Annotated in this window: 14 protein-coding genes and 1 riboswitch; of the genes, 3 read left to right on the forward strand and 11 right to left on the reverse strand. The window is 29.2% G+C overall.

Translation table 11 applies throughout. The features are described from left to right. Positions 1–237: 237 nt before the first annotated feature. Together OIF33_RS09585 and OIF33_RS09590 are read right to left on the reverse strand one after the other, a co-directional pair. Positions 238–6,873, reverse strand: coding sequence for an NPCBM/NEW2 domain-containing protein (locus OIF33_RS09585; protein ID WP_322504024.1), 6,636 nt, complete (start codon positions 6,871–6,873; stop codon positions 238–240). 167 nt (positions 6,874–7,040) lie between these two features. Then, positions 7,041–7,127: riboswitch (cyclic di-GMP riboswitch) on the reverse strand. A gap of 268 nt (positions 7,128–7,395) precedes the next feature. Then, positions 7,396–10,782, reverse strand: a complete 3,387-nt coding sequence (locus OIF33_RS09590) for an endo-beta-N-acetylglucosaminidase (RefSeq protein WP_322504025.1) — start codon at positions 10,780–10,782, stop codon at positions 7,396–7,398. Between the two features lie 249 nt (positions 10,783–11,031). On the opposite strand from OIF33_RS09590, the gene OIF33_RS09595 reads away from it, so the two are divergent. After that, on the forward strand, positions 11,032–11,556 hold the full coding sequence (locus OIF33_RS09595) for a DUF6143 family protein (RefSeq protein WP_322504026.1): 525 nt from the start codon (positions 11,032–11,034) through the stop codon (positions 11,554–11,556). Between the two features lie 311 nt (positions 11,557–11,867). Further along, complete coding sequence (locus OIF33_RS09600; protein ID WP_322504027.1) at positions 11,868–12,488, forward strand: YdcF family protein; 621 nt, start codon at positions 11,868–11,870, stop codon at positions 12,486–12,488. Positions 12,489–12,617: 129 nt separating this feature from the next. Here OIF33_RS09600 and OIF33_RS09605 read toward each other — a convergent pair whose 3' ends face one another. Next, entirely contained in the window at positions 12,618–13,163 is a 546-nt protein-coding gene (locus OIF33_RS09605; RefSeq protein WP_322504028.1) for a hypothetical protein, read from the reverse strand. Positions 13,164–13,563: 400 nt separating this feature from the next. After that, positions 13,564–15,177, reverse strand: coding sequence for a metallophosphoesterase family protein (locus OIF33_RS09610; RefSeq protein ID WP_322504029.1), 1,614 nt, complete (start codon positions 15,175–15,177; stop codon positions 13,564–13,566). A gap of 326 nt (positions 15,178–15,503) precedes the next feature. On the opposite strand from OIF33_RS09610, the gene OIF33_RS09615 reads away from it, so the two are divergent. Beyond that, positions 15,504–16,019 (forward strand): hypothetical protein, encoded by a 516-nt coding sequence (locus tag OIF33_RS09615; protein WP_322504030.1) that lies wholly within the window; start codon positions 15,504–15,506, stop codon positions 16,017–16,019. 121 nt (positions 16,020–16,140) lie between these two features. Here the strand turns inward: OIF33_RS09615 and OIF33_RS09620 are convergent, their stop codons facing one another. The 7 genes from OIF33_RS09620 to OIF33_RS09650 form a co-directional block, all read right to left on the reverse strand. Then, positions 16,141–17,427 carry a serine dehydratase subunit alpha family protein gene (locus OIF33_RS09620; protein WP_322504031.1) on the reverse strand — a complete coding sequence of 429 codons (1,287 nt, stop codon included), beginning with the start codon at positions 17,425–17,427 and terminating at the stop codon, positions 16,141–16,143. Positions 17,428–17,730: 303 nt separating this feature from the next. After that, entirely contained in the window at positions 17,731–18,762 is a 1,032-nt protein-coding gene (locus tag OIF33_RS09625) for a LacI family DNA-binding transcriptional regulator (RefSeq protein WP_322504032.1), read from the reverse strand. An 18-nt stretch (positions 18,763–18,780) separates the two neighbouring features. Next, positions 18,781–19,671, reverse strand: a complete 891-nt coding sequence (locus OIF33_RS09630) for a sugar ABC transporter permease (RefSeq protein WP_322504033.1) — start codon at positions 19,669–19,671, stop codon at positions 18,781–18,783. A gap of 1 nt (position 19,672) precedes the next feature. Next, entirely contained in the window at positions 19,673–20,605 is a 933-nt protein-coding gene (locus tag OIF33_RS09635) for an ABC transporter permease subunit (protein ID WP_322504034.1), read from the reverse strand. A 73-nt stretch (positions 20,606–20,678) separates the two neighbouring features. Further along, the gene (locus OIF33_RS09640) at positions 20,679–21,902 is read right to left on the reverse strand and encodes a maltose ABC transporter substrate-binding protein (RefSeq protein WP_322504035.1); all 1,224 of its coding nucleotides are present in this window, start codon (positions 21,900–21,902) and stop codon (positions 20,679–20,681) included. Between the two features lie 295 nt (positions 21,903–22,197). Continuing rightward, on the reverse strand, positions 22,198–24,039 hold the full coding sequence (locus tag OIF33_RS09645) for a glycoside hydrolase family 13 protein (protein WP_322504036.1): 1,842 nt from the start codon (positions 24,037–24,039) through the stop codon (positions 22,198–22,200). 250 nt (positions 24,040–24,289) lie between these two features. Beyond that, entirely contained in the window at positions 24,290–25,279 is a 990-nt protein-coding gene (locus tag OIF33_RS09650) for a LacI family DNA-binding transcriptional regulator (protein WP_322504037.1), read from the reverse strand. Between the last annotated feature and the right edge of the window lie 402 nt (positions 25,280–25,681).

Here is a 25,681-nt window from a genome sequence, read left to right on the forward strand (position 1 = left end):
TAATCTTATTTAGTCAATATATTTTTCTATCATTCCAAAATTTAACAATATAACTAAAGTTATTTGATATCTTTCCATATCTAAAATAAAACTCTCTCTTTTCTTATAAATCACTAAGAATAAAGTATTTCACTAAATCTTAAATTAAGTATAAAAACTTCTAAAAATCAATACGACTAAAAATAAATAGAAGTATAAAGGATTATCTCCTCTACACTTCTATCTATATAATAAAATTTATTCTACATAGTAAAGTTTTGTATCTCCAAAAGTAGCATGGTCTGAACCATTTCCATTGCCACCATCTGTAACTATAATCTTAAGCTCTTTTGCTCCCTTAAGATTTACTTCTATATACTTTTGAGTAGAAGTAGAATTCATTAATCCACTATCATACACTTTCTTATTATCAAGCCATACTTCAAAAGTTACTGATCCAACAGTACCATACATTTGTCTATCAACTCCAACATAACTTGAGAAATAACCATAATTTCCTTTAGTCAAATCATATTTTATTGTTGATGTTGAATGTGTTCCTATACCTTTTTCATAAGTTACACTTTGTCCATTTTCATCAGTTAATCTTAATGGATTACCACTTACTGATATATCCTTATTAGCTTTTGCATAAGTATTATTTGCTGATATCCAATCAATATCACTTAAATATGTGCTATTTTTCATATCAATTACTTTAATTGTTCTTGTTGCTTCAGTAGTATTTCCATCTGAATCTTCTACAGAGTAAGTTACTCTATAGATACCAGCTTTATTAAAGTCTACATTTCCTCCAATAACAACCTTTGAAGTTAAATCTCCATCTTCAACATCTGTAGCTGTATATTTCCCAGTTATGCTCTCTAATGGTTGCCCTACCTTTGTCACTGCATCCTCTTCAACCTTTAAAACTGGTTTAGAATTCATAACTAATAATTTAGCATCTGCAAAGTCTGCATGGTCAGAAGAATTTCCATTTCCTCCATCATTTACTACTAACTTCAATTCCTTTGCTCCTTTAGTTTCAACAAATACATCCTTTTCTAGATCTCCAGATTTCATCATGCCACTATCATATACTTTATTTCCATCTAAATATACTTGGAATATTACTGATGAAGCTGAGTTACCTGAAACTTCTTGGTCTACTCCAACTTTAGCCATAAAATATGAATAATCTTTTCCACTTAAATCATAGACTATTTCTGAATTTGAGTGTGTTCCAATTCCTTTGTCATAACTCTTATTTTCATCTGTTCCTTTTAAAGTTAATTTGTTTCCTTGAACACTCTTATCTTTTTGTACAGTTCTCCATCCTGATGTAGCTTTTGTCCAGTCAATATCACTTAAATACTCTTCTTCTGTTGTTACAATAACACGTCTTTCCTTAGATGTCTTACGTCCTGAGCTATCAGTTAATTCATAAAGAATTTTATAAACTCCAGCTTTGGAAGTGTCAACATTATTTTCTTTAACAACAATCTTATCAGTTATATTTCCATCTTCATTATCTATTCCTCTAACACCGTTCATTGCATTAAAGCTATCTTTAATATGAATTATTGTGCTATCTTCAACCTTTATTTCAGGTTTCTTAGAAATTAAATCCTTAGCCTTTTCAACGTCTTCTTTGTAGTAATCTTTTAATTCATAGTTCTCAAGCTGATTTTCTAGTTCGTTTATTTTGCTTATATCTTTATATTGTTCTTTTAATTCATTTTTAGATGAATCAACAAACAAATCATCTAATGTAGCTCTTAACTTATCTTCTTTATACATGCAGAATTCTGATGCACTTGCCCAGCCATCTTTAGCATTTTTAAATACAAATTTAAATCTCTTTGCTTTAGTTGGAGTGAATTTTATTTCAACAAAATCTCCAGTGTTTCCACTATAAGAACCTTCAGCTACTTTTCTAAAAGTATTTCCTGGCTCAGTATTTGAAGCATATAATTCATACTCAAGTGGGAATCCCTTTCCTCTTGCTCCATCCTGTCTAGTAGCATATACTAATCTATCTACAACATCATTACCATTTTCCATAGTTAATATAACTTCATTAGTAAAGTTATCACTATTTGGAGTATCTGTTTCCCAATGAGTATTTCTATTTCCATCTATTGCTTTATCTATAGAGCTTGAACCATACTGTCTTCCATTGTTACTGATAGCCACTATATTTTCTTTATATTTTTTATCATATTTAGGTAAGCTTTCATTGTTTAATAGATTAAACTTGCTCATTGTTGAAATTGTATTTAAATCTGTGTTGTTTACAACAAGCCCTTTAGCTTCAGCTTCTATTTTATTGTCAGCCTTTGAAGTAGCTATTATTTTAATTTCACCATCATATGCCACTCCTGTTCCTTTTAAGACACCATTTTCATCTATTGTTACATACTCGTCTACAGGTTCATTAGTTTTTGCATCAACAACTTTCCACATAACATCTTTATCAGTAGCATTTTCAGGATAAATTTTCGCATCTAAGTCAATACCTTCTCCAATTGTGTTTATTTCATATATCTCTTGTGTTCCATTTTTAGATGTAACCTCCATTTTATTCACAGGTATGTTCTTCTCAGTTGTAAATGGACTAAACTCTAAAACGGCCATCTTATTGTCACCAAACTGAGTTTCTAAACACTCAAATCTTATATACCTTGCAGTATAAGTTTTATCTAGTAATATATTTTTACGCTCTTTAACGTCTGCTCTTGGAACTACACCATTATCAACTATTTTTGTAAAGTTTTCTCCATCATCACTTATATATAAATTATATCTCTTAACTTGTCCCTCTGTTGAGTTTCCATTAGCTTTATTATGATAAGCAAATCCATTAAAGCTAAACTCATTCTTCATATCTATTGTTAAATATTTAGTTCCTTCTTGACTAGCAGATTGGAATATATCATACTCTCCTGTTTTTCCATCTACGGCCTTATTAGGTGCATATCTCCAATCAGTAGGTGCACTAGTTTCAGCTGTCCAATTATTCTTTTCTATATCTTTATAAGTTCCTTCTTCAGCAAGCTGTGAAGCATTTGAAGTTATAGTTATTTCATTCATTACCTCTTTGTTGTACTTTGAAGTAGCTACTACCTTAACAGTTTCTACTTTTCCTGTTGAATTTGGTGTTACAATAACATTTTCACCCGATACATCTAACTTAACAGCTTTGCTTTCTTCACCAGTTTTAGAATCAACTGCCTTCCATTCTACTTCTTTTAGAGTGGCACCTATTGGTTTTGTTTTTGCAGTTAATTTTATACTCTCATCAAGTCCATTAATCTCTTTTTTATTATTTTCACTAACTATTTCAATGTTTGATACCTCTATATCCTTTTCCTTATTAATAGGTGAAAACTCTGAAACTGTCATTATTCCATCTTTTTGAGCACTTTGTACACATTCAAACTTTATGAATCTAGCATTATAAGTTTTATCCAATAAAACTTCTTTTCTTCCTCTTTCTGAAGCCTGTGGTATATCCTCATTATCTACTATTTTAGTAAAGTTTTTGCCATCATTACTTATATAAAGATTATAAGTTTTAACCATTCCTTTTCCGTTACTATCACTTGTTGCATTGTAATATTCAAATCCATCAAAGTCTTTATTTTCTTTCATATCTATTAATAAATATGGACTTTCCATAGGATTAGTTATTCCTTTTTTTATTTCATCATCAGTTACCCTTCTTGTTTGAAAAACACCATACTTTGAATACTTTTCATCAATTGCTTTAGGTACTTCCATTCCACTTACTGTTAGATAATTAGTTTTAGCTTCCCAATTACTCTTATCAAAGCCTACATAAGCTCTTTGTATTTCGTAATTAACTGGCTCACTCTCACTTGAAGTAGATAAATCCTTTCCGTAAGCTCTCACTTTATATTCATATTTAGTATTAGCTTTTGCTGTTTTATCTGTAAATGAAGTTTTAGTAGTAAATCCAATAACTTCATCATTTCTTGTTATTTCGTATCCTAATAATTCATCATTAGGTATATCTGAAGAGAACTTTATTTCTGGTTGTCTAAAATTATTTTCTTCTATTTCAGAATTCATAACTGGTTTAGCACTTTCATCAATTGAAGGTCCTTTATAATTTATAGAACTATTATTTAAATACCATATTTTTTTAGAAGGCTTATTATACTTAGCTAACTTATCTAAAGTTTCTTTACTAGCCACAAAACCATGACGTCTGAAATATTCTGATAAATCTAAGTTTAATGCATCAGATGAATATTCAACGAATATATCTCTCTTTTCTTGTTCATTCTTTGGAGATGGTTTTCTTTCTCTATAAAGCTTATTTAAATTTGGCCAATAATTCTCATCATACATTTGTAATTGCCAGAATAATCCTAAGCTCTCAAAGTAATGACCATGCACAAATTCTTCATCTCTTTCATTTGGTGCAACATTTGGATAAATCTCTGATTCATAAGGTATTCTATTATCTATGTTGTTAAACTGTACACCCATATGCATAGGAAGCATATTATTAGTAACCTCTCCCCAAGTGCGTCCATTAGTATCCATTCTATGTCCTATTTCGTGTATAAATCCCCAATAACCACCTTTTATAGAATTTGGATTTAACATAGCACTCATAGCACTTTTTTGAACTCCAACATGATCTCCAGAAGCATACATTGCTCCAAAAGGTTGAGCTAATCTCATATGCTCTTTTATATTTTTAGGATTATTAACTTCACTACTTCCATCAAATCCATAGTATTTAAATAGCTCCGCCATTGTTTGATCCCAGAAAGTTGTAGTCTCACTAGGTTTTACTCCTTGATTTATATATGCATCATAGGCTCCAGTTGTAGTTCCTGATAACGTCATTCTATCCGAGTCAACCTCAGCTATATCAAGAACTTTATTAGTTCCAGCTGCATTGTCTTCATCTAGCTTTTTCTTATATTCCACTAAGAAATTTTTAAATTCCTCTTCATTATCACCCTTTTTAAATAAAGGAAATCTTTGAGCACCCTCAATCCTTATAATAGGTGCTTGTCCCTGTTCCTCTGGAGTATATGGGTTTTCTATGTATATAGACCCACCTGGTTTAGGATTACTCTTATAGTTTCCATCCCTATTTACTGTTGGAACAGTTATTTCATTAATTCCAGTATGTAAATTAACAGTTTTTCTCCAACTACTATAACTTCCCTCATTTTGTGAAAAGATTAATCTTGGCATTGGTTTTCCTGCTTCAGCATTGACATAAACTTTTAATTTATCTCCTGGTAAGGCATAAAGTCCTGTTACTTGGAAATTTTCTCCCATACTAGACATGCTTAAAACTTCACTGCCGTATCTTGCTAAATCTCCATATTGAGTAGCAACAAACTTTGTATTTTCAGAATCAATTTTATTGTTTAATATGTCTTTTGCTATATTTAATCTTGATGCTAATTCATCTTTTAAAGGATGATTTTGAACTTCTTGTTCTAAATTATTTATGTATTCACTATTTTTAAATTCTGGTTTTAAATCTGAATAAGTTTTATCAGTGAATATATTTTCAACTTTATCTGCTAACTCATCATTCTTATAAAATTTAAGTTCTGATAAAGTTGCCCAATTCTGATCAGATTTTTTAAACACAAACTTTAATCTCTTAAACTCAGCTTCTTTAAATTTCGCTTCTATAAAGCCACTAGTTTTAGAATAAGAGCCTGTTGCTACTAATTGATATGTGTCTCCTTTAGATGTAGTTGAACCATATATATCAAATTGCTCTGCAAATCCTTTATTATCACTAGGTCTTGCACCATACACAACTCTACTTAATTTAACATTGTTTTTAAAAGTAACTTCTACTTCATTATTAAAGTTATTTCCATTTGCTCTTCCAGTTTCCCAATAAGTTTTTAAGTCTCCATCTATTGCATTCTTTACGTTTTGAGAAGAATATTGGCCTCCATTGTTACTTATTGACTCTATATTACTTTTATCTATTTCAAAAAGTTTATTGTATTCTTCATTATCTTGTAAATTAAACTTCTCTACTTTAGCTTCTTCAGCTTCGATTTTACTGCTTTTAAGTATTCTTTTTGCATTTTCTATGTCTTCTTTAAAGGAATTATATAAAGGGTGTGTTTTTGCTTCCTCTTCTAAAGCATCTAATTTTTCTACTGTATTAAATTCTTCACTAACCTGACTTAGTGTATCATCTTTAAATAATCTATTCATTTTATCTAAAACATCATCAGGCTTATAAAGCATGAATTCTACAGCACTTGCCCAATCTTGATTTGCCTCATCAAAAACAAATTTTAAACGTTTAAACTCAGTAGGTTTAAATTTTATTTGAACTATATCACTATTTGATTTTGAATAATCTCCATCACATACTAATGTGAAATCATCTCCACTTTCACTTGTTGAAGCATACAATTTAAACTTTCTAGCAAATCCTTTACCCATGGCAGAATCACGTCTTGCACCATAAACTATTCTGTTTAACATCGTAGGTTCAGTTAACTCAATTATAACTTCATTCTTGAAGTCTGTTCTATTTGGAGTTCCTGTTTCCCAATGTGTTTTAAGGTCTCCGTCTATAGCTTTGTTAATTGATGAACTTCCATATTGTCCCCCATTATTAGTTATTGACTTAATTTTTTCTCTTTCAATTTTGAATACTTTGTTATACCCTTCAATGTTTTCATTGTTTAGCAAGTCAAATTTTTTGACTGTAGCATCTGTTGAATTTTCTTCTCCAGTTCCTTGAGTTTCAGTTAATACCGCCTTTTCCTTTTGCACTTCGTCTGCCAAAGTTATGATAGCTGGTGTAGAAAAGCTCGATATTACTGCCGCTACAATAATTAATGAAATTTTTTTCTTTAACATAAGTGTTTTACCCCCTACTTTTTTAGCTGGTTATCCAAAAAGAATACATCAAAAAAGGCTACTCCTAAATGAGTAGCCAAAAATGCATAAAATTACATAGAAATAAGCAAATCATACTTAAAACTATTAAATATTAATAAAACAAAATGTATAATAAATATATACCTTTTGGCAACTGGCTAACATTGTTATTTAAAACTTTAGTCCCTATAGCTTTGCGTCCTTAGATTTCTCTAAGTTTGCCTATTGAATTTTCTGTAAGGAAATAATAGCATATTATTTACAATTTTCATATAAAATTCACTTACTTTTTCATATTTTTATAACTAAGTTAAAAAACAACCCATTTTTTTATTAAATCGCAAATAAAATCCATTATTATTTAATACTTAATATCCACTTGTATACTTTTAAAAATAAACTTAAAATTTCCTATTTTTAAGTTACTACTAAAGATAAAATAAAAAAACTAATGTTATATTAAATAACATTAGTTTTTTTATTTAATAACTATTTTTCACTTTATCTAGCTGTTCTTAAAGTTAATGATTCTTTTTGTGACAGCTCTCCATTTGAATATTTAGCTGCTACTTTAAAGTTATATATTGTATGTCTATTTAACTTTTCAACATTATACTCAGTAACATCTTTTTCAACCTCTGCAATCTTTTTACCATCTTTGTAGATTACATAACCTTCTAATCCATAAGTTGATTCTGGAGCTTCCCATCCTAACTTTACATTTTTTTGTTGAACATCTAAGTCTTTTAGATTTCTTGGTGCTTCAACTTTTACTTCCATTTCAAATTCTCCAAAACCATTATACTTAACTTCATATCTAACAGCCTTTTTACCTGGACTCTTAACTTCTAATATAAAAGAGCCTCCATCCTTATTTACTTCTATTCTATCTAATATTGCAGAACTTTCTCCTGAGCCAACTTTAACTGAAGTCTTTTCTGGAAGAAGTGAATCCATACTTGAATATAGACTTACTATATCACCTTCACCTAATCCTTTTATTTCTAATGTCCCATAGTTTGATGATTCCACAGTAGTTCCTGGCGCTACATATGGTCTTAATTCATAGTTTCCTGGAATACTAGTTTCATCCCAAGCTTCATTTTCATATTCAACGCTCATTCTTAAGCTTTCTTCTTTTCCATCTTCAGCTATAGCATAATAAACTCTTCCTTCTTCACTACCTAAATCTAAATCCTCGAACTTAGCCTCTCCATTTCCATCAATAGTCTTAGTTGCAAAAGGCTCCTCATCTCCTATTGATTTATAAAGATTTACTGTTTGTCCTTCTTTTCCTCTTGTAATAGTTACATAATCCTCTGCTCCAAGATTATTCTTAGCACTTACAAATCTCATAGGAATATAATCAACTTGTTCTGTGTAAGTATCCTCAAATAATTGGAATTCATATATTCTTATTGCACCCCATGGTGAATTTCCTGAATCATCTATTCTTAACCTAAAATGTTGAGAAGTTACTGGCTCTACTAAATTTCTATCAGTAATGGCATCAGTATTTCCTCTTACAGTATCAACTGGCTCATAAGTTTTTCCACCATCATATGAAACCTCTAAGGCAAAATCATTTGTATTAGTATCCTTGGCCTCTCCACCTGCTTCTCCATGCATAACAACCCATCTTTGAACAGTTTTTGGCTCTCCTAAATCAACATTTAACCATCCTGAATAAGCATTAGTCGCACACCATTTACTATTATTTTCTACAGTGCCGTCAACAGCTTTCATAGCAGGTTCTCCACTATTTTCTCTACTTGCTGTTACTGGTTTATTTAATGCAAAGTTAACAGGTTCAGTATTATCTGGAACCTCAGTAGCATCATGAGCTATTCCCCAATCAAAAGTAATACTTTGACCTGTTCCTCTATTGTAATTAACATCAACAGGAACTACTTCTATTTCAAAACTCATTTCTTCTCCATGTCTTTCAAAATCTTGAACATAATAAGCATCATTTGGAGTTGCTCCCATAAGTTCCTTTGATCCATCTGGTTTAATTCTATATATTTCATAGAATGCTAAGTCTTCTTCATTTCCATTCTCTAATCCATTCCAATAAATTCTTGCCTCTGCACTATTAGCATGGTGAACCATTGATTCTTCTAAAACAACTTTACCAGTTTTTAACCCCTTATTATTTGCTTCTGTATCCTCTATAGATAATTGACCTATATTTATATTAAAGTTTTCTATATCAGTTTGACTTTCAAATCCTAAAGATATTGCAGAAATAGTTTTACCAACATGCTCTCCTAAAGGAATTTTAACTTCTGTCCATTCCCCATTGCTATTTTCAGTAACATCAAAGAATGTAAAGTTTTCATAATCATAATTTTCTCCAAAACATAATCCAACTTTCATATTAGGAGCTGAATCTGTTTTATAAACAATTGATAATTCTGTTGAGTCCTTTTCTAAGGCTAAATCTGTACTATAAAGCTTAATATGATTTGGATTTTCAGCTTCTAAATCTCCTTGAATTTTTAAAGAAGAACCTCCATTATAAGCTGTTTTGAAATCAAATTCTGGAGTAAGCTTTGACCCATTAGACTCAACAATCCATCTCCAAGTAGGAAGATATTCTTGAAGCGCTCTATAATTCCACTCCTCATCTCTTGAAACTTCTCCATCTATATAATAATCTTCTCCATGTCCTAAATTAAAGTTTGTTACAAATGGTAAATCATTAACTGCTGATCTATCTGGAACATAGTTTGCTAAACCAACCCAAGAAGAATTAGTATCTGACTTTGAAGGATCTCCTGTTGGTCCAACCCAGAATTTTTGATCATGATTATAGAAATCATAAGCATCTTTAGCCATTGAGAATGTAGAGTTTGGACAATACATAGCCAAAGAAGTTCTAAGCTTATTATTTTCATCTAATAATTGATCAACTCTAAAGTTTGTATTATATGCGTTTTGTTGAACATCTAATCCTGCATAAACATCATAAGGACTTCTTCCTAGCCCTCTAGCTGTATCAACAGTAGTATCAATCTTCCATTTGCTCCAGTTATAATTTAAGAAAAACTGGTCAGTAGTCTTAACATCTCCATTTTGGAAAAATGGTGCATTTCTATCATTTAATGAATCCTGATAAGATACATTACCTGTAGAAACCATAGAATCATACCATCCAATAACTATATTAGGATCTTTTTCTCTAATATATTCAAGCATTTCTATCATTAAATCTGCATCATTTTTATTACATCCATAAGATTCTTGGTTAAAGAAGTATCCATCAAATCCATAATAGTTAGCCATTTCTATCATTTTATCTGCTACTGGGAAATTTCCATTTTCATCTTTTTGAATAAACTCTCTAACTTGCTCAACATGTCCTGCTCCAGTTCCCCATGGGAATCCTATAGTACCTAAAACAGGAACTCCATTCTTATGCCCAGCATCTATTACATCTGCTGTTGGAATTAAGAATATTCCCTTACTAGAACCTCCCCAATAAACATAAGAATCTATATATTGCCAATATGAAAATACATAAGCATTAATTGATTCTGTTCCTTGAACTGGTGCATTATCTGTTAGCGGATTAGTTAAAGCACAATTCATTATTCTAGCCTCTGGATGAGCATTTTGATTTACTATGTTACCCATAAATCTATCTTTTCTTTCAATACTAGCTCTATTATATTTAGCATCTGGATCACTCTCTGGCGTCCAATTTAATAAATCATCAATGCTATACCCTTGTCCAAGTGGAGCTAATGACTCCTTTTGGTCATATGGAGTGTTTTGAGAAGCCTTAACTTCCTTAGGTGCTCCTAAAGTAAATAAGGATGTTGTTACTGATGCTAAACATAGCACAGATAGTAATCGTTTACTCATTATACCTTTAAAATTCATCCTTCCTTTTCCCCCTTAAAACATAAGTTGTAGTAAAAATGTACTACTTTATATTTATATTCTTTAAAAAATAAATTATGCTTTAAAGAAATAAATGCTATACATAATCTAAAGTTTTATTTCAAAATTATTCCTTTTAAATATAAGACTAACTAAACAAAACTAAAATATGTAACCTTGATGAAAACTTAAACATATCATATTAGTGGAAAATCCTTTTTAAAATATATTATAATTTAGGTGATTATTATGCCATGTAAAAGAATCGATAATAATAATACATTAATCCCATATGCTTTATCCCAATCAAGAAGAGGAAACTATTTTATAGGTCAAACTCCAATATTGACTGGAAGAGCTGGACGTGTAATAGGATTACTAAAGAATCCTTCTAATTCAGGGATTAATATTTATTTAAATGCTATAACATTAACTAACCGTTCACGTAATAGTATTTCAGGCTTATTTTATCTTAAATCAAGTGCTTCAGGAAATAATAGTAATCTTGTAAGTCCTTCAAACCTAGCTATCACCCCAGAACCAACGCCTAAAGGAGTAATTCAATATTCAACTAATATTACTCCTCCTATTGACGGTATTCCTGTATTTACTAGGATTATTCAACCATTTTCAACTTTAATAATTGATGGAAGCCAAATTATCCTTGGGCCTGGGGATTCTATAGTTGTTTCTTTAAGAGAAATTAGGAATACTTGTGAAATAAATGCTATTGTTTCCTTTGAATGGTGGGAAGAGAGAACCTCCATTTGTTGATATACAAAAGATGGTCATTCTCTAAAATATTAAAATAAGGCTTTTAATTAAGTTATACAAGGAACATTCATTATAATTAATTCTCTCTTTATAAACTTATATAAAATATTTTAATTAATTATATATGAATGTTCCTTAAAAACTTATTTAGACTAATTTCTCACTCCTTTAACTAATCTTTATAACTTGGTTTTATTAAATTGTAATATTTTTTTCACTTTTAAATCATAACTCTGTAAGTTCTATATGAGAAAATATTTTTAAGGATAAATATTACATTATTAGAAGGTAAAAACAAAGGAAGTGATAGATTGATTAAAAAAAAGATTTTTACTGGAATAGCTGTTGTAATAGGATTGCTTATTGCAGCCTTCATTATTTTTGAAGTTTTTTTAACATATAAAATGATAACTTTTAAAAATATAAGCCAACTTAAGGACGTAGACTATGAAATAATTTTAGGTGCTGGATTAGATGGAGACAAGCCAAGTCCTATTCTTCAAGAAAGACTAGATGAAGGATTAGCGTATCTTAACCTACACCCTGACACCAAAGTAATAGTTTCTGGTGGTCAAGGAAGTAATGAGTTAATCCCTGAAGCTGAGGCTATGAAAGATTTTCTTGTTAGTAAAGGAATTAATCCTAATAGAATTATAGAGGAAGATAAATCTAAATCCACTTTTCAAAATTTAGAATTCAGTGACAAAATTCTTGATGAAAGAAATGCTGGTAAAGATGAGGTATTAATAGTAACAAGTGATTTCCACCTATTTAGAGCTATGGAAATTGCAGATTACTTGGGTATTAAAAATGAAGGGCTTCCTTCAAAAACACCTATAGTCCTTAGAGTTCAATATATGATTAGAGAGTTTCCCGCTATGATTAAATTACTTTTACAAGAGACATTTTTAGATGCTAAAGATATTGTTTAATAATAATCTTATATTTTAAATTAATGTTGATTTTTAGCTACCTCTTAATACATATCTAAAAATCAACAATAGTTTAAAATAAACCTAATAATAAAATAGATAAGTAAATATCAAGTAAAATCTTGATATTTACTTATCTTCTTTAAAATTATCTATTTTTGTCTTTAATATATTTATTTCAGGGCTATTTTCATCAACTCTTTCTATTTTAACTACAATGTATTTAGCTTTTTCCATATCACCTCTTCTTATAGCTTCATTGGCTTTATCTGAAAAATTTTCTATTATATATTCCTTACATTCTTCTATTTCTTTGTTACTCCTACTCCTCAAATCCCCTGATTCATCAGTAATTTCACTAAAAACATCTATGGCATCTGAATATCTTCTTGCTCTTTTTAATTCCAAACCCCTATCATAAAGTTCATTTTGTTCCTTATCAAATTGCATTTCATCTATTTTTTCACATACTATAGTTGATTTGTGATCCATAATCTTGGCTTTATCCAATAATACTTCAGCTGTCTTATACTCTTTATTATCAATAGCCTTATTTGCATTCTCTATAATATTATTAAATCTTTCTTCTGTTAAATTTGTGTAATGCTCAGATATAGCCCATCCCCCTAATCCAAAACATCCAATAACCAATAAAATTTTAATTAACCTCTTCATCTCCTCATCTCCACATTCAAATATATACAAATATATCAATTTATTAACATTTTATTCATCTTCATTATAACACACTCTTGAAAACGTTTATATAGAATTTTTTAAAATATCTATGTTTTGAACTAGTGTTGATTTTTACCTGAAACTGTAAGAAAACTCAATTAAAATTTGTAAGCCTAACCTTCTATTATACTTATATTAAATTATCAGTATTTATTATTTTTTCGCAGTTAAATTTATTTAACCTATATATTATGCCTTCTTAACATAAATCTTTTCTTTTTTATGCTATAATTCTCTATTTAAATAAGCTGAATTAAATATTAATCAAATAAAAAAACAGCTATGTAATTAAATACATAACTGTTTTTTCTCCATTTTCATAATTTAAATTTCTGTTTTAACAAGTAAAGGAATATGCATTTCTAAAGTTTCTATGATTATCTTTTTCTCTATCAACAATAACTACTGTATATTCCTTATTAGGTTCTAATCCGGTTATTTCTTTGCTTCTTTCATTTAAGTCAATCTTACAATATTCTTCTCCATCTAAAACTATATAGGCAGGCTCTATTTCCTTATCTATAAAGTCCTTCCAAGAAATTATTATTTTATTAGGTTCCCTCTCTATTCTAAAAGGAGTATAGGCTGTTTCTAATTCAGCACTTCCTAATACTTTTTCATAAATCTTAAGCTCATCAATTAATAGTTCCTTTATCGCCTCTTCTTTAAGGTTAGTTGATTTTAAAATTCCACTTATAAAAGTTTTGTTTAAAGATATCTCATTTTGACTTTGTTCCTCTTCATGAACCAACTCTCCATTAATATAAAACCTTAATTTTCTTTCATTGCTTTTAGTTACCCCTATTTGGTACCACTCTTCATAATTAATCTTACTCCAAAATAATAAAGTAAATTCATCTTCTCCAAGTGAAGCTATTAAATTTTCCTCTTTAAAAATACCTTTATTAATTAGTTCTTTTAAATTTTTTACTTTTAAAGCTTGTCCTCCATTAATTCCTTGAACAAACTCTCCTTCAATATTAACCAAACTATTATTATAAGATGATTTATCTACTAAAGAACCACCATCAAAATCAATATCTAAAACCTTTGCCTTTTTATAGAACTTAGAATCTAAATCAACTATATAGTTATAATCCTCCATCCATTTATGTTCTCTATAATCATATAAACTTATTTGAACTTTGTCCTCATTAACACTTATATGATATCCAATCTCTCCTCTAGAATCTCCATAATCATTTGAACGAAATCCCGGTACATCAACCATTATTCCATATTCAGTTTTTAAAACATCTAACTTTCCTAATCCATTATGAATATGACCAGTAAACATTATGCATTTAGGATGTTTTCTTAAAACTTCTTTTAAGGCAAAATCTTGAACACCCACATCCCATTCATTACTATTCCAATAAGTATCTCTTAAAGCTTGATGTAAAAATAGAAATACTGGTTTTCCTTCCTCTTCTCTTTCTCCCATAGCTTTATCTAACCAATCAAGTTGTTCCTGTGAAATATATGAACGATCTTTAATATGCCATTCAGTATTAAGAAAAATAAAATGATATCCCTTAATCCACTTATCAAAGTATATCTTTCCTTCTGTTTCTCCCATATATTCTCTATTGTATTTCATATATAAACTATAAGGTTCATTCCAAGTATCTTTCCATCTGACTTGATGATTTCCTATGGCAGTTAAAATATTAAAATCTTTATTATGCTTATCTAATATATCAAAATAAGTTTTAAATTGATATTCCTCACCAGCTTCTGCGAAGTCTCCACAAACCATAATTCCAGAAGATTTTTTAAAATCATTTTTAACACATTCAATTGTTTTATTCCACTTGACACTTAACTCATCTTCCATGCTATCACTAACAATATGAATATCACTAAAAACATCAAACTCAAGTAAGCCTTCTTTTGGAATCTCATGACTCTTATAAAAACCAAAGTCTTTTCCTAAAATCCTATTTACCATATATTCACTCATATAAATCAATTGCTATAAAGCCTATAAAATTATAGCAATCTCTCCCCCCCTTTAATTTCACTCTTTCATAAAATATACATTTCACTTTTACTTTATCCCTTATCTTTAAAATTGTATATTGTCTATTCCTACAAACTGATAAATTCACAACTTTTCTATTTAACTCTTTACTTGTGTTCATAAAAAGTTTATATTAATATAGGATTAGTTAACACTTTATTCAAAATTGTACAATAAAACCTAAACTTTAAGCTGTTAATTATAAAATATATTTTTCATATACAATATTTATCTATAATAAGGAGTTGAAAAAATTGAATACAACAAACAAATTTAAAAACACTATTTCAACATTAATTATGATTGTTTTATCATTTTTAATAATTCGTCTATTACATAATATTTCAAAGGGTATTGTTGGTTTAATCTTTGGAGGGAAATTACAATTTAGTCATGGAATTTCTGTGGTAAATGCTAATTACGGAAACTTTTCTTATGTAATTAATCTTATAATTGGTATTTTAATACCTGTATTATTTTTATTTGCTCTAGTACTTATATTTAATAATTCATTAAGAAATGGCTTATACCATAAGTTTACCCTTATATTTTTCCTATGTTCAGTTTTAAGTATTTCAATATACTTAATATTCTATCCTTTCATTTCATTATTTACTGATCTTGGATTACATACTGAACTAGATGAATTAATAGAAATAACAGGAATAAATCCTTTAATTATCTTACTACTAGCTTTACTAATAGTAGCTTTATTAGTAAAACTAGCTGCAAGAAAAAACTTATTTAAACATATACACGCTTCTAAATAATACAAGACTGTATCACAAGTAACTTAAAATAAAACTTATAAATATATTCCGAGAATTATTAGATATTCTCTTCATACTATTTATAAGTTTTATTATTTAAAGTTTTGATACAGCCTTATTTTTATTTATTATTCTTTTTCTTTTCAAGCATTATGTTAAGTATGGTATCATCAACATTTTTAAATCCCTTTTGAATTAAAGTTTCTATACTTTCAATAGTTTTTTCTACATCTTTAGAAACTATTCCATCATTAGATGTTGCAGATATTCCATTCATAGCCAGGTTTGCACATTGAATTGCTGCGTTTGTTCCTGTAGCAATTTTTAAGGCACAAGTTTCCTTTGCTCCATCACATATCATTCCTGAAAGATCTGAAATCATATTATTTATGCAATAATTTATATTTTCTAAACTTCCTCCAAGTAAATAAGTTATTCCACAGGAGGCTCCTGTTGCCCCTGCAAGTCCTGCACCACATAAAGGAGAAAGTCTTCCCATATGTTTTTTTATTCTAATTGTAACTAAATTACTTAAAACTAAAGCTCTTGCTAATTCTTCTTCAGATTTTCCTAAAAACTTTGCTGTTTGGGCAACTGGTATTGAACAGGCTATACCTTGATTTCCACTTCCCGCAGTTGTCATTATAGGCATTGCACATCCATCCATTCTGGCATCTGAAGCCGCTGCTGAGGCTGCAATTATTTTATTTGATGCATCATTTGAAAATAAGTTGAAGTTTCCTCTTTCAAGTATTTTACTTCCAACTTGAAGACCATAATAACCATTTAGCCCTTCTTCTGAAACCTTTTCATTCATCTTTGCACTTTCTAAAATAAATTTTATATCATTAAAATCAACTTCTTTAACAAAATTGTATATATCCTCTATTCTAAATAATTTATAATCCTCTTCAAGCTCTTCATTGGATTCCTCACTATTATTATCAACTATAACCTTATCATCACACTTAACTAAGGTTACATTAGTATGAATATCTTCTATGATTACCGTAGATTTTGAATTCTCTGAACAAAGCTCTACTTCTATGTAAAGAGCTTTATCAATATCCTTTTGCTTTATATTTATTATATTGCTCTCTACAATTTTCTTAGCTTTTTTAAGTTCATCCTCTGTAAAATTAGATAATATAGTTAACTTCTTATAGGACTTTTGAATTGAGATTCCTAAAGCTGCTGCTATTTCTATTCCAACTCCACCTGTTCCAGGTATTCCAACTCCTAATGCATTTTTTATTACGTTTGTACTTAAATAAATATTTACCTCTTTTATTTCTCCATTTAAATGTTCTGCTGCTATGGATGCTGCATAAGCTATTGCTATTGGTTCTGTACATCCTTCTGATGGCACTACTTCTTTTTTTAGTGTTTTTAAGTATAATTCTCTCATATTCTCACCTTCATCCCATTTAATTTACATATTAATTATATCACTTAAAGAGTTTATATGTAATCAATTACAGAGCTCTTTTTCTATTTATTTAAAAAAATAATTAATAGCTATGTTTTAAGTAAAAAAGGTTACATCAAATTTATGACAAGATTAACGCTCTTTATCATATTACTTGATATAACCATTCTCCACTTCTGTATTCAATTTATATTGTAGTCACTGATCTAAGTTTCTGTATAAACTAATTTTATTTTTATATAATTTATTAAAACCCATTAAAACTTTCATCAATTTTAAAAGTTAATTAAGTGCTTTTCCAAACTCTTTAATTGTAGACTCCCTCTCTAATAAGTTTGTCTCTATTGTTATATTCTTATTTTCACTTTTTTTATTTATTAAATCTAATAATAGATTTATGCTCTCTTTTGCTAACCTTTCCTTTGGTTGCTCTATGGTTGAAATCCCTGGAAAATAATATTTTGTTATATCCATACCATCAAAGCCAAGTAAGGCTATATCTTCTCCAACTTTAAGGCCTTTATCTGTTATGGCCTTGGCTGCTCCCACTGCCATAATATCTGAAATTGCAAATATAGCAGTTACCTCTTTACTTTCTTCTAGTAATTCTAAAGTTTTATTATATGAATGTTTACAATCATATTTACCATACTTTATATACTTTTTGCTTACTAAAAACTTCTCCTCAAAAAGAGCTCTCTTATATCCATTAAATCTTTCTATACTTATTCCTTTGTCATCCTCATCTCCTAATAATATAGCAATATTCTTATGTCCCTTATTAATTAAATACTTTACACCCTTATAAGCAGAGTATCTATTTTCAACCTTTATAGTAGAAATTGAATCTATATGTTCATCAATTAATACATCTGCTGAAGTGAAAACTATAGGAACCTTTATTTCATTAAATAGCTTGCTGTCTACGTTATAAAGCTGAGCTCCTAAAGAAATTATTCCTTTAAGCTTATTTTCCTTAATTAAAGACAACATGCTCCTTATTTCTTCAGTTTCATTTTTATATTCTTCCTGTTGGAGTATCATAAAGTAACCCGCTTTTGAAATTTCTTCTCTAATATAGTTAACAATCTCTGAAAAGAACGGATTATATACTCCTCTCACAAATACACATATATTTCGTGTATCATTCATCTTCAAAAGTCTAGCACTATTGTTAGGAACATAATTATACTCTTCAATTATTTTAGTTACTTTTCTTCTAGTTTTATCGCTTACATCTGAGCAATTATTTATTACTCTTGAAACAGTTCCAACACCAACTCCTGCTATTTTAGCTATATCCTTAATTTGCATAAACTCTCCTAAATCTCTCTACTCTTTTACAGCACCAGCTACTAAACCTTTTGCTATAAATTTTTGAATTGATACGAATATAATCATTATAGGAACTGTTGAAACTATTGAGGTGGCTGCATATATAGGCCAACTTGTAGTAGATCCACTATTCATCATACCATTTAATCCAAGCATTAATGTTTTTACCTCTGGAGCTTTTAAAAGTGCCGCTGATATCATGAATTCTCCAAATACTCCTATAAATGAGAAGAAGAAGATTACTATAAGCATAGGTACTGATAATGGAAGAATTATTTTCATAAATATTTTAAAATGAGATGCTCCATCAACATATCCTGATTCATCTAATTCCTTAGGAATTCCATCAACAAACCCCTTCATAAGCCATATATTATATGCACTTGAACCACATAAAACCAAGATTAAAAAAGGAATATTATCCATTCCAAATGGTAATTTATAAGCTATTGATAATATAGCTGGAATTGCCATTGTTGCAGGGAACATTTGAAGTATTAAAAGTGTCATTAGACCATACTTTTTACCGGCAAACTTTAATCTACTAAAAGCATAGGCTGCTGGAAGTGTCATAATAACTTGTACTATTGATACAGAAAAACATATTATTAAACTGTTCTTGATCCAAATTAAAAAATCTGTTTCCTGAAAGATATGTCTATAATTATCAAAAGTTACAGCCTTAGGAATTATTCCATTCTCATAAAAACTTGTTCCAGGTGATAAAGATGCTGATATTATTGCCCATATAGGAAAAATTATTATAATGATAGATATCCATAAAAATACTCTACTTACCCAAAGCTTAACCTTTCTCTTTTTACTTATTTTTTTCTTATAAACTAATGGTGTTGCTACTTCATTATTTCTTATAACATTGCTACTCATATTAATCCACCTCTTTAAACTGTCCTGATGCTCTCATTTGAATAAATGAAATACCACCAACAATAATAAACATTAATATTGATAATGTTGCAGCTAATTCAAACCTACCAAACTGAGTTGACATCTTATATGCCGCTGATCCTAAAATATCCGTATATCCTGCAAATGGTGATTCTGGTCTAACTGGACCACCTTTGAATAGTAAGAATGCTACTCCAAAGTTACCAAAGTTCATTGCCCATGAACCAATTAATAATGGATAAGCTGTTCTTGTAAGACATGGAAGTGTAATTTTAAAGAATTTTTGAAATTCATTTGCGCCATCAATATCAGCAGCTTCATAATATGTATCTTGAATTGATGATAACCCTCCTAAGCATACATTCATCATGTATGGGAACCCAATCCAAATACTAACTAAGATTAAAGCTAATCTTGCTGGACCTACTTTCGTAAGCCACATAACTGGCTCTTTTATAATATGTAATTGAAGTAAAACTTGATTTATAGCCCCATATTGGCTATTTAATAAACCTTGAAATGCTATTATTATAATTGTTGCAGGCAATGCCCAAGGTAATATTAATAAACCCTTATAAATAAATGATTCTTTCATATCTTCATTGGATAAAACCATTGCAAAGATCAATCCTAAAGCAAAACTTCCAAAGGTTATCACTGTTGCAGCTACTACTGTCCATCCAAAAACAGGTAAGAAAATCTCTTTTAAAGGACCTGTTAAAACACTCTTAAAGTTTGCTAAACCAACAAACTTCCAACCAGTATTTACAGTTTCTATATTATAGTTAGTAAATGCAATTATTATTGTTAATGCTATGGGTATTATTGACAATATAAGCATACTTATAAGTGCTGGTGCTAAAAACTTTGAAGCAGTTAAATTGTCTTTATTCTTACTTTTCTTTCTCACCATAAATTTCTCACCTCAATGCTAATTCTAAATTCTAGATAAAAAGGGGAATTACTTCCCCCTTAATATCTCTATCTTATTGTTTTTGTACTTCTATTCCTTTTTTAACTCCAGATACAATTTCATTTGCAACCTCTTGTGGATTTTCTCCTTGAAGTACTCTTTGAATATTCTTTAATGGTTCCCAAACAGCATCCATAGCTTTAATATTTGGCATTGGTTCTGCATGTTTAACTGATTCTAAGAATCCTTGAACATATTCATTATCTTTAACTTCTTGTTTATCTAACATAGCTTTAGTTACTGGAATTTTTCCTTTTTGATATAATCCTTCTTGAGTTTCTTTTACTAAGTAATCTAAGCATTCCCATGATAAATCTACATTTTTAGATTTTGCGCTAACAAAAGCACATTGAACTCCTGACATTGGTTTAAAGTCTTTACCATCTATTGAAGGAATTTTAGATACACCAAAGTTAAGCTTAGCATCCTTTAATCCTTGTATATCCCAAGGTCCTGATATATAGAACATAGATTTTCCTTCTTTAAAGTTTGTTAAAGCTATATCTCCACTTATATCTGCTGGCATAAATTTATCTTTAACAACAAAGTCTTGAAGCATTTGTAGTCCTTTAACAGATCCTGCATTATTAAGACCTATATCATTTACATCATATTTACCATCTTTTTTACCAAATATGTATCCACCATTTGTTAATAAGAATCCTAAATCAGTGTATTGATCATTTATATTAAATTGGAAAGCACCATCACCTTTTTTAAGTGCTTCATTTACAAGCTCGTCCATTGTTTTTGGAGCTTCTTTTACTAAATCTTTATTATAGTATAATGCTGTTGTTTCTACAGATATTGGAATAGCATATTTTTTATTATCTACAGTTACTGCATCCCAAACACCTTTATCTACATATTCATCTTCCTTAACATACTTAGATGGAACTTCTGTTAATATTCCTGCTTGTTGATATGCTGCTAATTGGTTATGTGCTGATCCAAAGTATATATCTGGTCCCTTTGTTGAGTTAGCAGCTTGTAAGAATGCTTGGAAATCTCCATCATCTCTTACAACATTAACTTTATTTCCTGTTTCCTTAGCCCACTTATCTGCAGCATCTTTTAAGACTGGTACTTCTTGCTCAGGTAGCTTTGTCCAAATTGTTAATTCAGTACCACTTTCTGATGCTCCAGCCGTTTTTTCACTGCTACCAGAGCAACCCATAAACATAGTAGCTACTAATGCACCAGTTAATAATGTTGCTAATAACTTTTTCTTAATCATTTTTAATTACCTCCCAAAACTCTATACTATAGTTTTTATTTTAATTATTAATTAAAATCTTTGTAAACATTTACATTAGGTGACACACATATTTCCATTAATTAATTTAAATTATTAAGAAAATCTAACTCTTTATTTAAAAGTTTTATATAAATATTTTTAATTGAAACTGGCTCTAGAAATCAATACTACTTAAAAGAAAATCGATATTTTAAGAGCCAATTTTTAAAGGCTAGCTAAAGCAAATTTTATTAAATTTAAAACTTGCTTTAGCTGAGGGATTTTATTTTATCATTTAAAATTCTTTATAAACCTTAAATGCGAAGGGCTTTAATTTAATATCTTCTTCTAAAAGTTCTATATCATTATTAAATAACTCTTTAACCTTTTTATTTCTAAGCTCCTTAGGTAACAATACTCTTTCTTCTTTATCAGAATTATTCATTACAACAACTATGTTACCCTTTGAGTAGATAAGTATATTATCCTCACTATTTGCTCTTATCCAGTTATTATCTAGTAAATTAAATTCTTTATTTTCCTTTCTGATTCTTATGATTTTTTTCATGAATTGAAGCATATCTTTGTCTTGCTTATTTTCATCCCAAATCATACATCTTCTATGGAATTCCATGCCCATTCCTTGGTCACCTTCCATACCAACCTCATCTCCATAATATATACATGGAGATCCTGCTTGAGTAAACATAAATAGATATGCTAATTTCATCTTATCCTTATTTCCTCCAGCAACAGTTAATATTCTTGGTGTGTCATGACTATCTAATAGATTAAATATTGTCTCTCCTATTTGTCTTAAATAGCTAACCTTGTTAGCTTCTATCATATATTTAAAATCTTCTGTATTAGACTGATCTAAACAGAAATATTCTTTAGCTGCATTTGTTACAGGATAGTTCATAACAGCATCAAATTGATCTCCCATAAGCCATGGAAGTCCATCATGCCAAACTTCTCCTAAGATATAAACTTCTTTATTAGTTCCTTTTACTACTTCTCTAAATTTTCTCCAAAATACATGGTCAACTTCATTACATACATCTAGTCTCCAGCCATCAATGTTTATCTCCTTAACCCAGAACTCAGCAACCTTTAATAAATAATCTACAACCTCTGGATTTTCAGTATTTAATTTAGGCATTGTAGCTATTCTTCCAAAGGTTTCATAGTTTAAATTATTTCCATCAACATTTTCTAAACCTCCTTCTAGAACAGGAAACTTCTTTATACAAAACCAATCTTTATATCTTGATTTTTCATTATTCTTTAATACATCTTGCCATTGAGGTGAAAAATAACCAATATGATTAAATACTGCATCTAGCATTATTTTCATTCCTCTTTCATGAGCCTCACTTACAAGCTTTTTAAATACTTCATTTCCTCCTAGAGCTGGGTCTACTTTAAAGTAATCAATAGTTTCATATCTATGGTTTTCTGTCGCCTCAAATACTGGACAAAAATATAATCCATTAACTCCAAGATCACATAAATAATCTAATTTATCTAAAACCCCCTGTAAATCTCCTCCCATAAAGTTTTTATTAGTTGGTTCTGTTCCCCATGGTTCAACATTTTCAGGGTCTATTGACTTATCTCCATTACAAAATCTATCTGGGAATATTTGATACCAAACTGTATCCTTCACCCACTGAGGTGTTTTAGCAACATCTATACTATTTAAATATGGGAAACAATAAAAATTCCCTATAGCACTTAGCTTTAGTTCATCATTATCTCCATTTAATTCATCTATTCTTTTTTCTGTGAATAAAAGAGTTTCTTCTTCCCCATACAATATGAACCCATACCTTGAACGTTTTGTTATTGGTTTATACTCTATTATCCAATGATCAAAGTACTTAGTTTCACATTCTTTTCTCATAGGATAGCTTTTTCCACCTATCCATCTTCCTCCTCCAGTGGCATTCATGTTTCCTCCATCACAGCCACCTTCATCCCATATATATGGATCTCCAATCCTTATATCAACATTTTTAACTTCACCTTTTTTCGTTTTAACTCTTAAATGTAAAGTTTCATCATCATATCCATAAGAATAATTACTCTGTGCTATATGATGTATTGCCTCTCTTGTAATTTTATTACTACCCATAAATCCTTACTCCTTCATAAATATTTTTACATTTTTTATCTTACAGCCACTAATCATAAAATTTAGCTTCAACAAATTTAATTTTAGAAATCAATATACCTTCAGATAAATTCACTAAAATTCATATTTCAAATAACCTAAATGAATCAAGTCTGATTTTATTCTAAAGTAATGAATAATCACATTCAATAATTTTTCAGAAACGTTTCCAATTTTCTCTTAAAAAAACTTATTCACACTATAAATTTAACTACTTTATTGAATTTCTTCTTATAAATTCATAATCTACATTAATTCCTGATACAACTTTTTTTCCCTTTATGAGATTTACCAAAAGTTGTCCTCCTTCATATCCAAGCCTATACATATCTTCTTTAACTGAACTTAATGTAGGAGTTAAATATTTTGCTATTTCCTTATCTCCAAAACTAACTACTGAAACACTCTCTGGAATGTTTATCTTAAGTCTTTTTAATCCTTTATAAGCTCCAATAGCAATATTATCTGAAGCACAAAATACCCCATCAATCTCATTATTAGAAATTAATTCTTCTATTGCTTCTTCACCAAATTCCTTTGAAAAATCTCCACAATAAATTAATTCATCTGTTATCTCAAGATTGCTTTTAGCTAAAGCTTCAATATATCCTTTTATTCTTTCTTTAGTAACATACAAATCTTTTTTCCCTTGGATTGTAGCTATTTTTTTACAACCACTATTTATTAGACTTGTAACAGCTTCATAAGCAGCTTTAAAATTGTCTATACTTATGCTAGCAACACTTTCTCCAGATATATCCGAATTAACAGTTACTATAGGAAAGTTTTTGCCAATCAATTCTATAACATGTTCATCATTTTTATCTAAACCATATAGCATTGCCCCTGCAATATCATTTTCTCTGCAAAACTTATAATAGGACTTTCCATGCTTTTTTGATACTGAAGATGTAAATATTGATATGGAGTAATTTTCTTCCTCACCATATCTATATAATCCTCTTAATATATCAAATACTGAGTCGTGCTCATTTAAACTATTTGTTATTATAACTAAATTATTGCTATTTCTCTTAACTAGAGCTCTTGCATGTTTATTAGGTACGTAATCTAATTCCTTGGCTACTTTCAATACCAACTCCTTAGTGTAAGAATTTATATCATCATATCCATTTAAAGCTCTAGATACTGTAGATATAGATACGTGACATCTTTTTGATATATCTTTAATTGTAGTCAATTTAACTTCTCCCCTTTTGTAACAATAAGCATAATTATAATTTATCAAGTAAAATCTAAATCTCAAAACTTATTTTAAGCTCTGCTTAATATTATTGCTATTTACTTAGATAAATCCTACTAAAACAATTGAAGTAAAAACAACTATTTAATTATTTATTATTTTTAATAGATACAAAAACTTATGTATATATAGTAAACATAGTTTTAAAATTATTTCATTTTTTAACAATTTGTTACCTTGTATGTAATTATATTCCTATTGATGAAAACGTTCAATAAGTTTTTATAATTTTAATTAACGGAATCGTTTCCGAGTTTTTCTCAAACTATATTTCAAATAAAATTACACTATATTGATATTATCAATAAAAAAACTGCATGCTTACTTTTAAATTAAGCA

The organism is Clostridium sp. LIBA-8841 (assembly GCF_034439435.1).
Classification (GTDB): domain Bacteria; phylum Bacillota; class Clostridia; order Clostridiales; family Clostridiaceae; genus Sarcina.

What these genes read in the sequence shown, in the direction of transcription:
- OIF33_RS09625 (WP_322504032.1), bottom strand. Translation starts at nt 18,762, where the DNA reads ATGCAAATTAAGGATATAGCTAAAATAGCAGGAGTTGGTGTTGGAACT.
- OIF33_RS09645 (WP_322504036.1), bottom strand. Translation starts at nt 24,039, where the DNA reads ATGGGTAGTAATAAAATTACAAGAGAGGCAATACATCATATAGCACAG.
- OIF33_RS09620 (WP_322504031.1), bottom strand. Translation starts at nt 17,427, where the DNA reads ATGAGAGAATTATACTTAAAAACACTAAAAAAAGAAGTAGTGCCATCA.
- OIF33_RS09585 (WP_322504024.1), bottom strand. Translation starts at nt 6,873, where the DNA reads ATGTTAAAGAAAAAAATTTCATTAATTATTGTAGCGGCAGTAATATCG.
- OIF33_RS09630 (WP_322504033.1), bottom strand. Translation starts at nt 19,671, where the DNA reads ATGAGTAGCAATGTTATAAGAAATAATGAAGTAGCAACACCATTAGTT.
- OIF33_RS09590 (WP_322504025.1), bottom strand. Translation starts at nt 10,782, where the DNA reads ATGAATTTTAAAGGTATAATGAGTAAACGATTACTATCTGTGCTATGT.
- OIF33_RS09635 (WP_322504034.1), bottom strand. Translation starts at nt 20,605, where the DNA reads ATGGTGAGAAAGAAAAGTAAGAATAAAGACAATTTAACTGCTTCAAAG.
- OIF33_RS09605 (WP_322504028.1), bottom strand. Translation starts at nt 13,163, where the DNA reads ATGAAGAGGTTAATTAAAATTTTATTGGTTATTGGATGTTTTGGATTA.
- OIF33_RS09610 (WP_322504029.1), bottom strand. Translation starts at nt 15,177, where the DNA reads ATGGTAAATAGGATTTTAGGAAAAGACTTTGGTTTTTATAAGAGTCAT.
- OIF33_RS09640 (WP_322504035.1), bottom strand. Translation starts at nt 21,902, where the DNA reads ATGATTAAGAAAAAGTTATTAGCAACATTATTAACTGGTGCATTAGTA.
- OIF33_RS09595 (WP_322504026.1), top strand. Translation starts at nt 11,032, where the DNA reads ATGCCATGTAAAAGAATCGATAATAATAATACATTAATCCCATATGCT.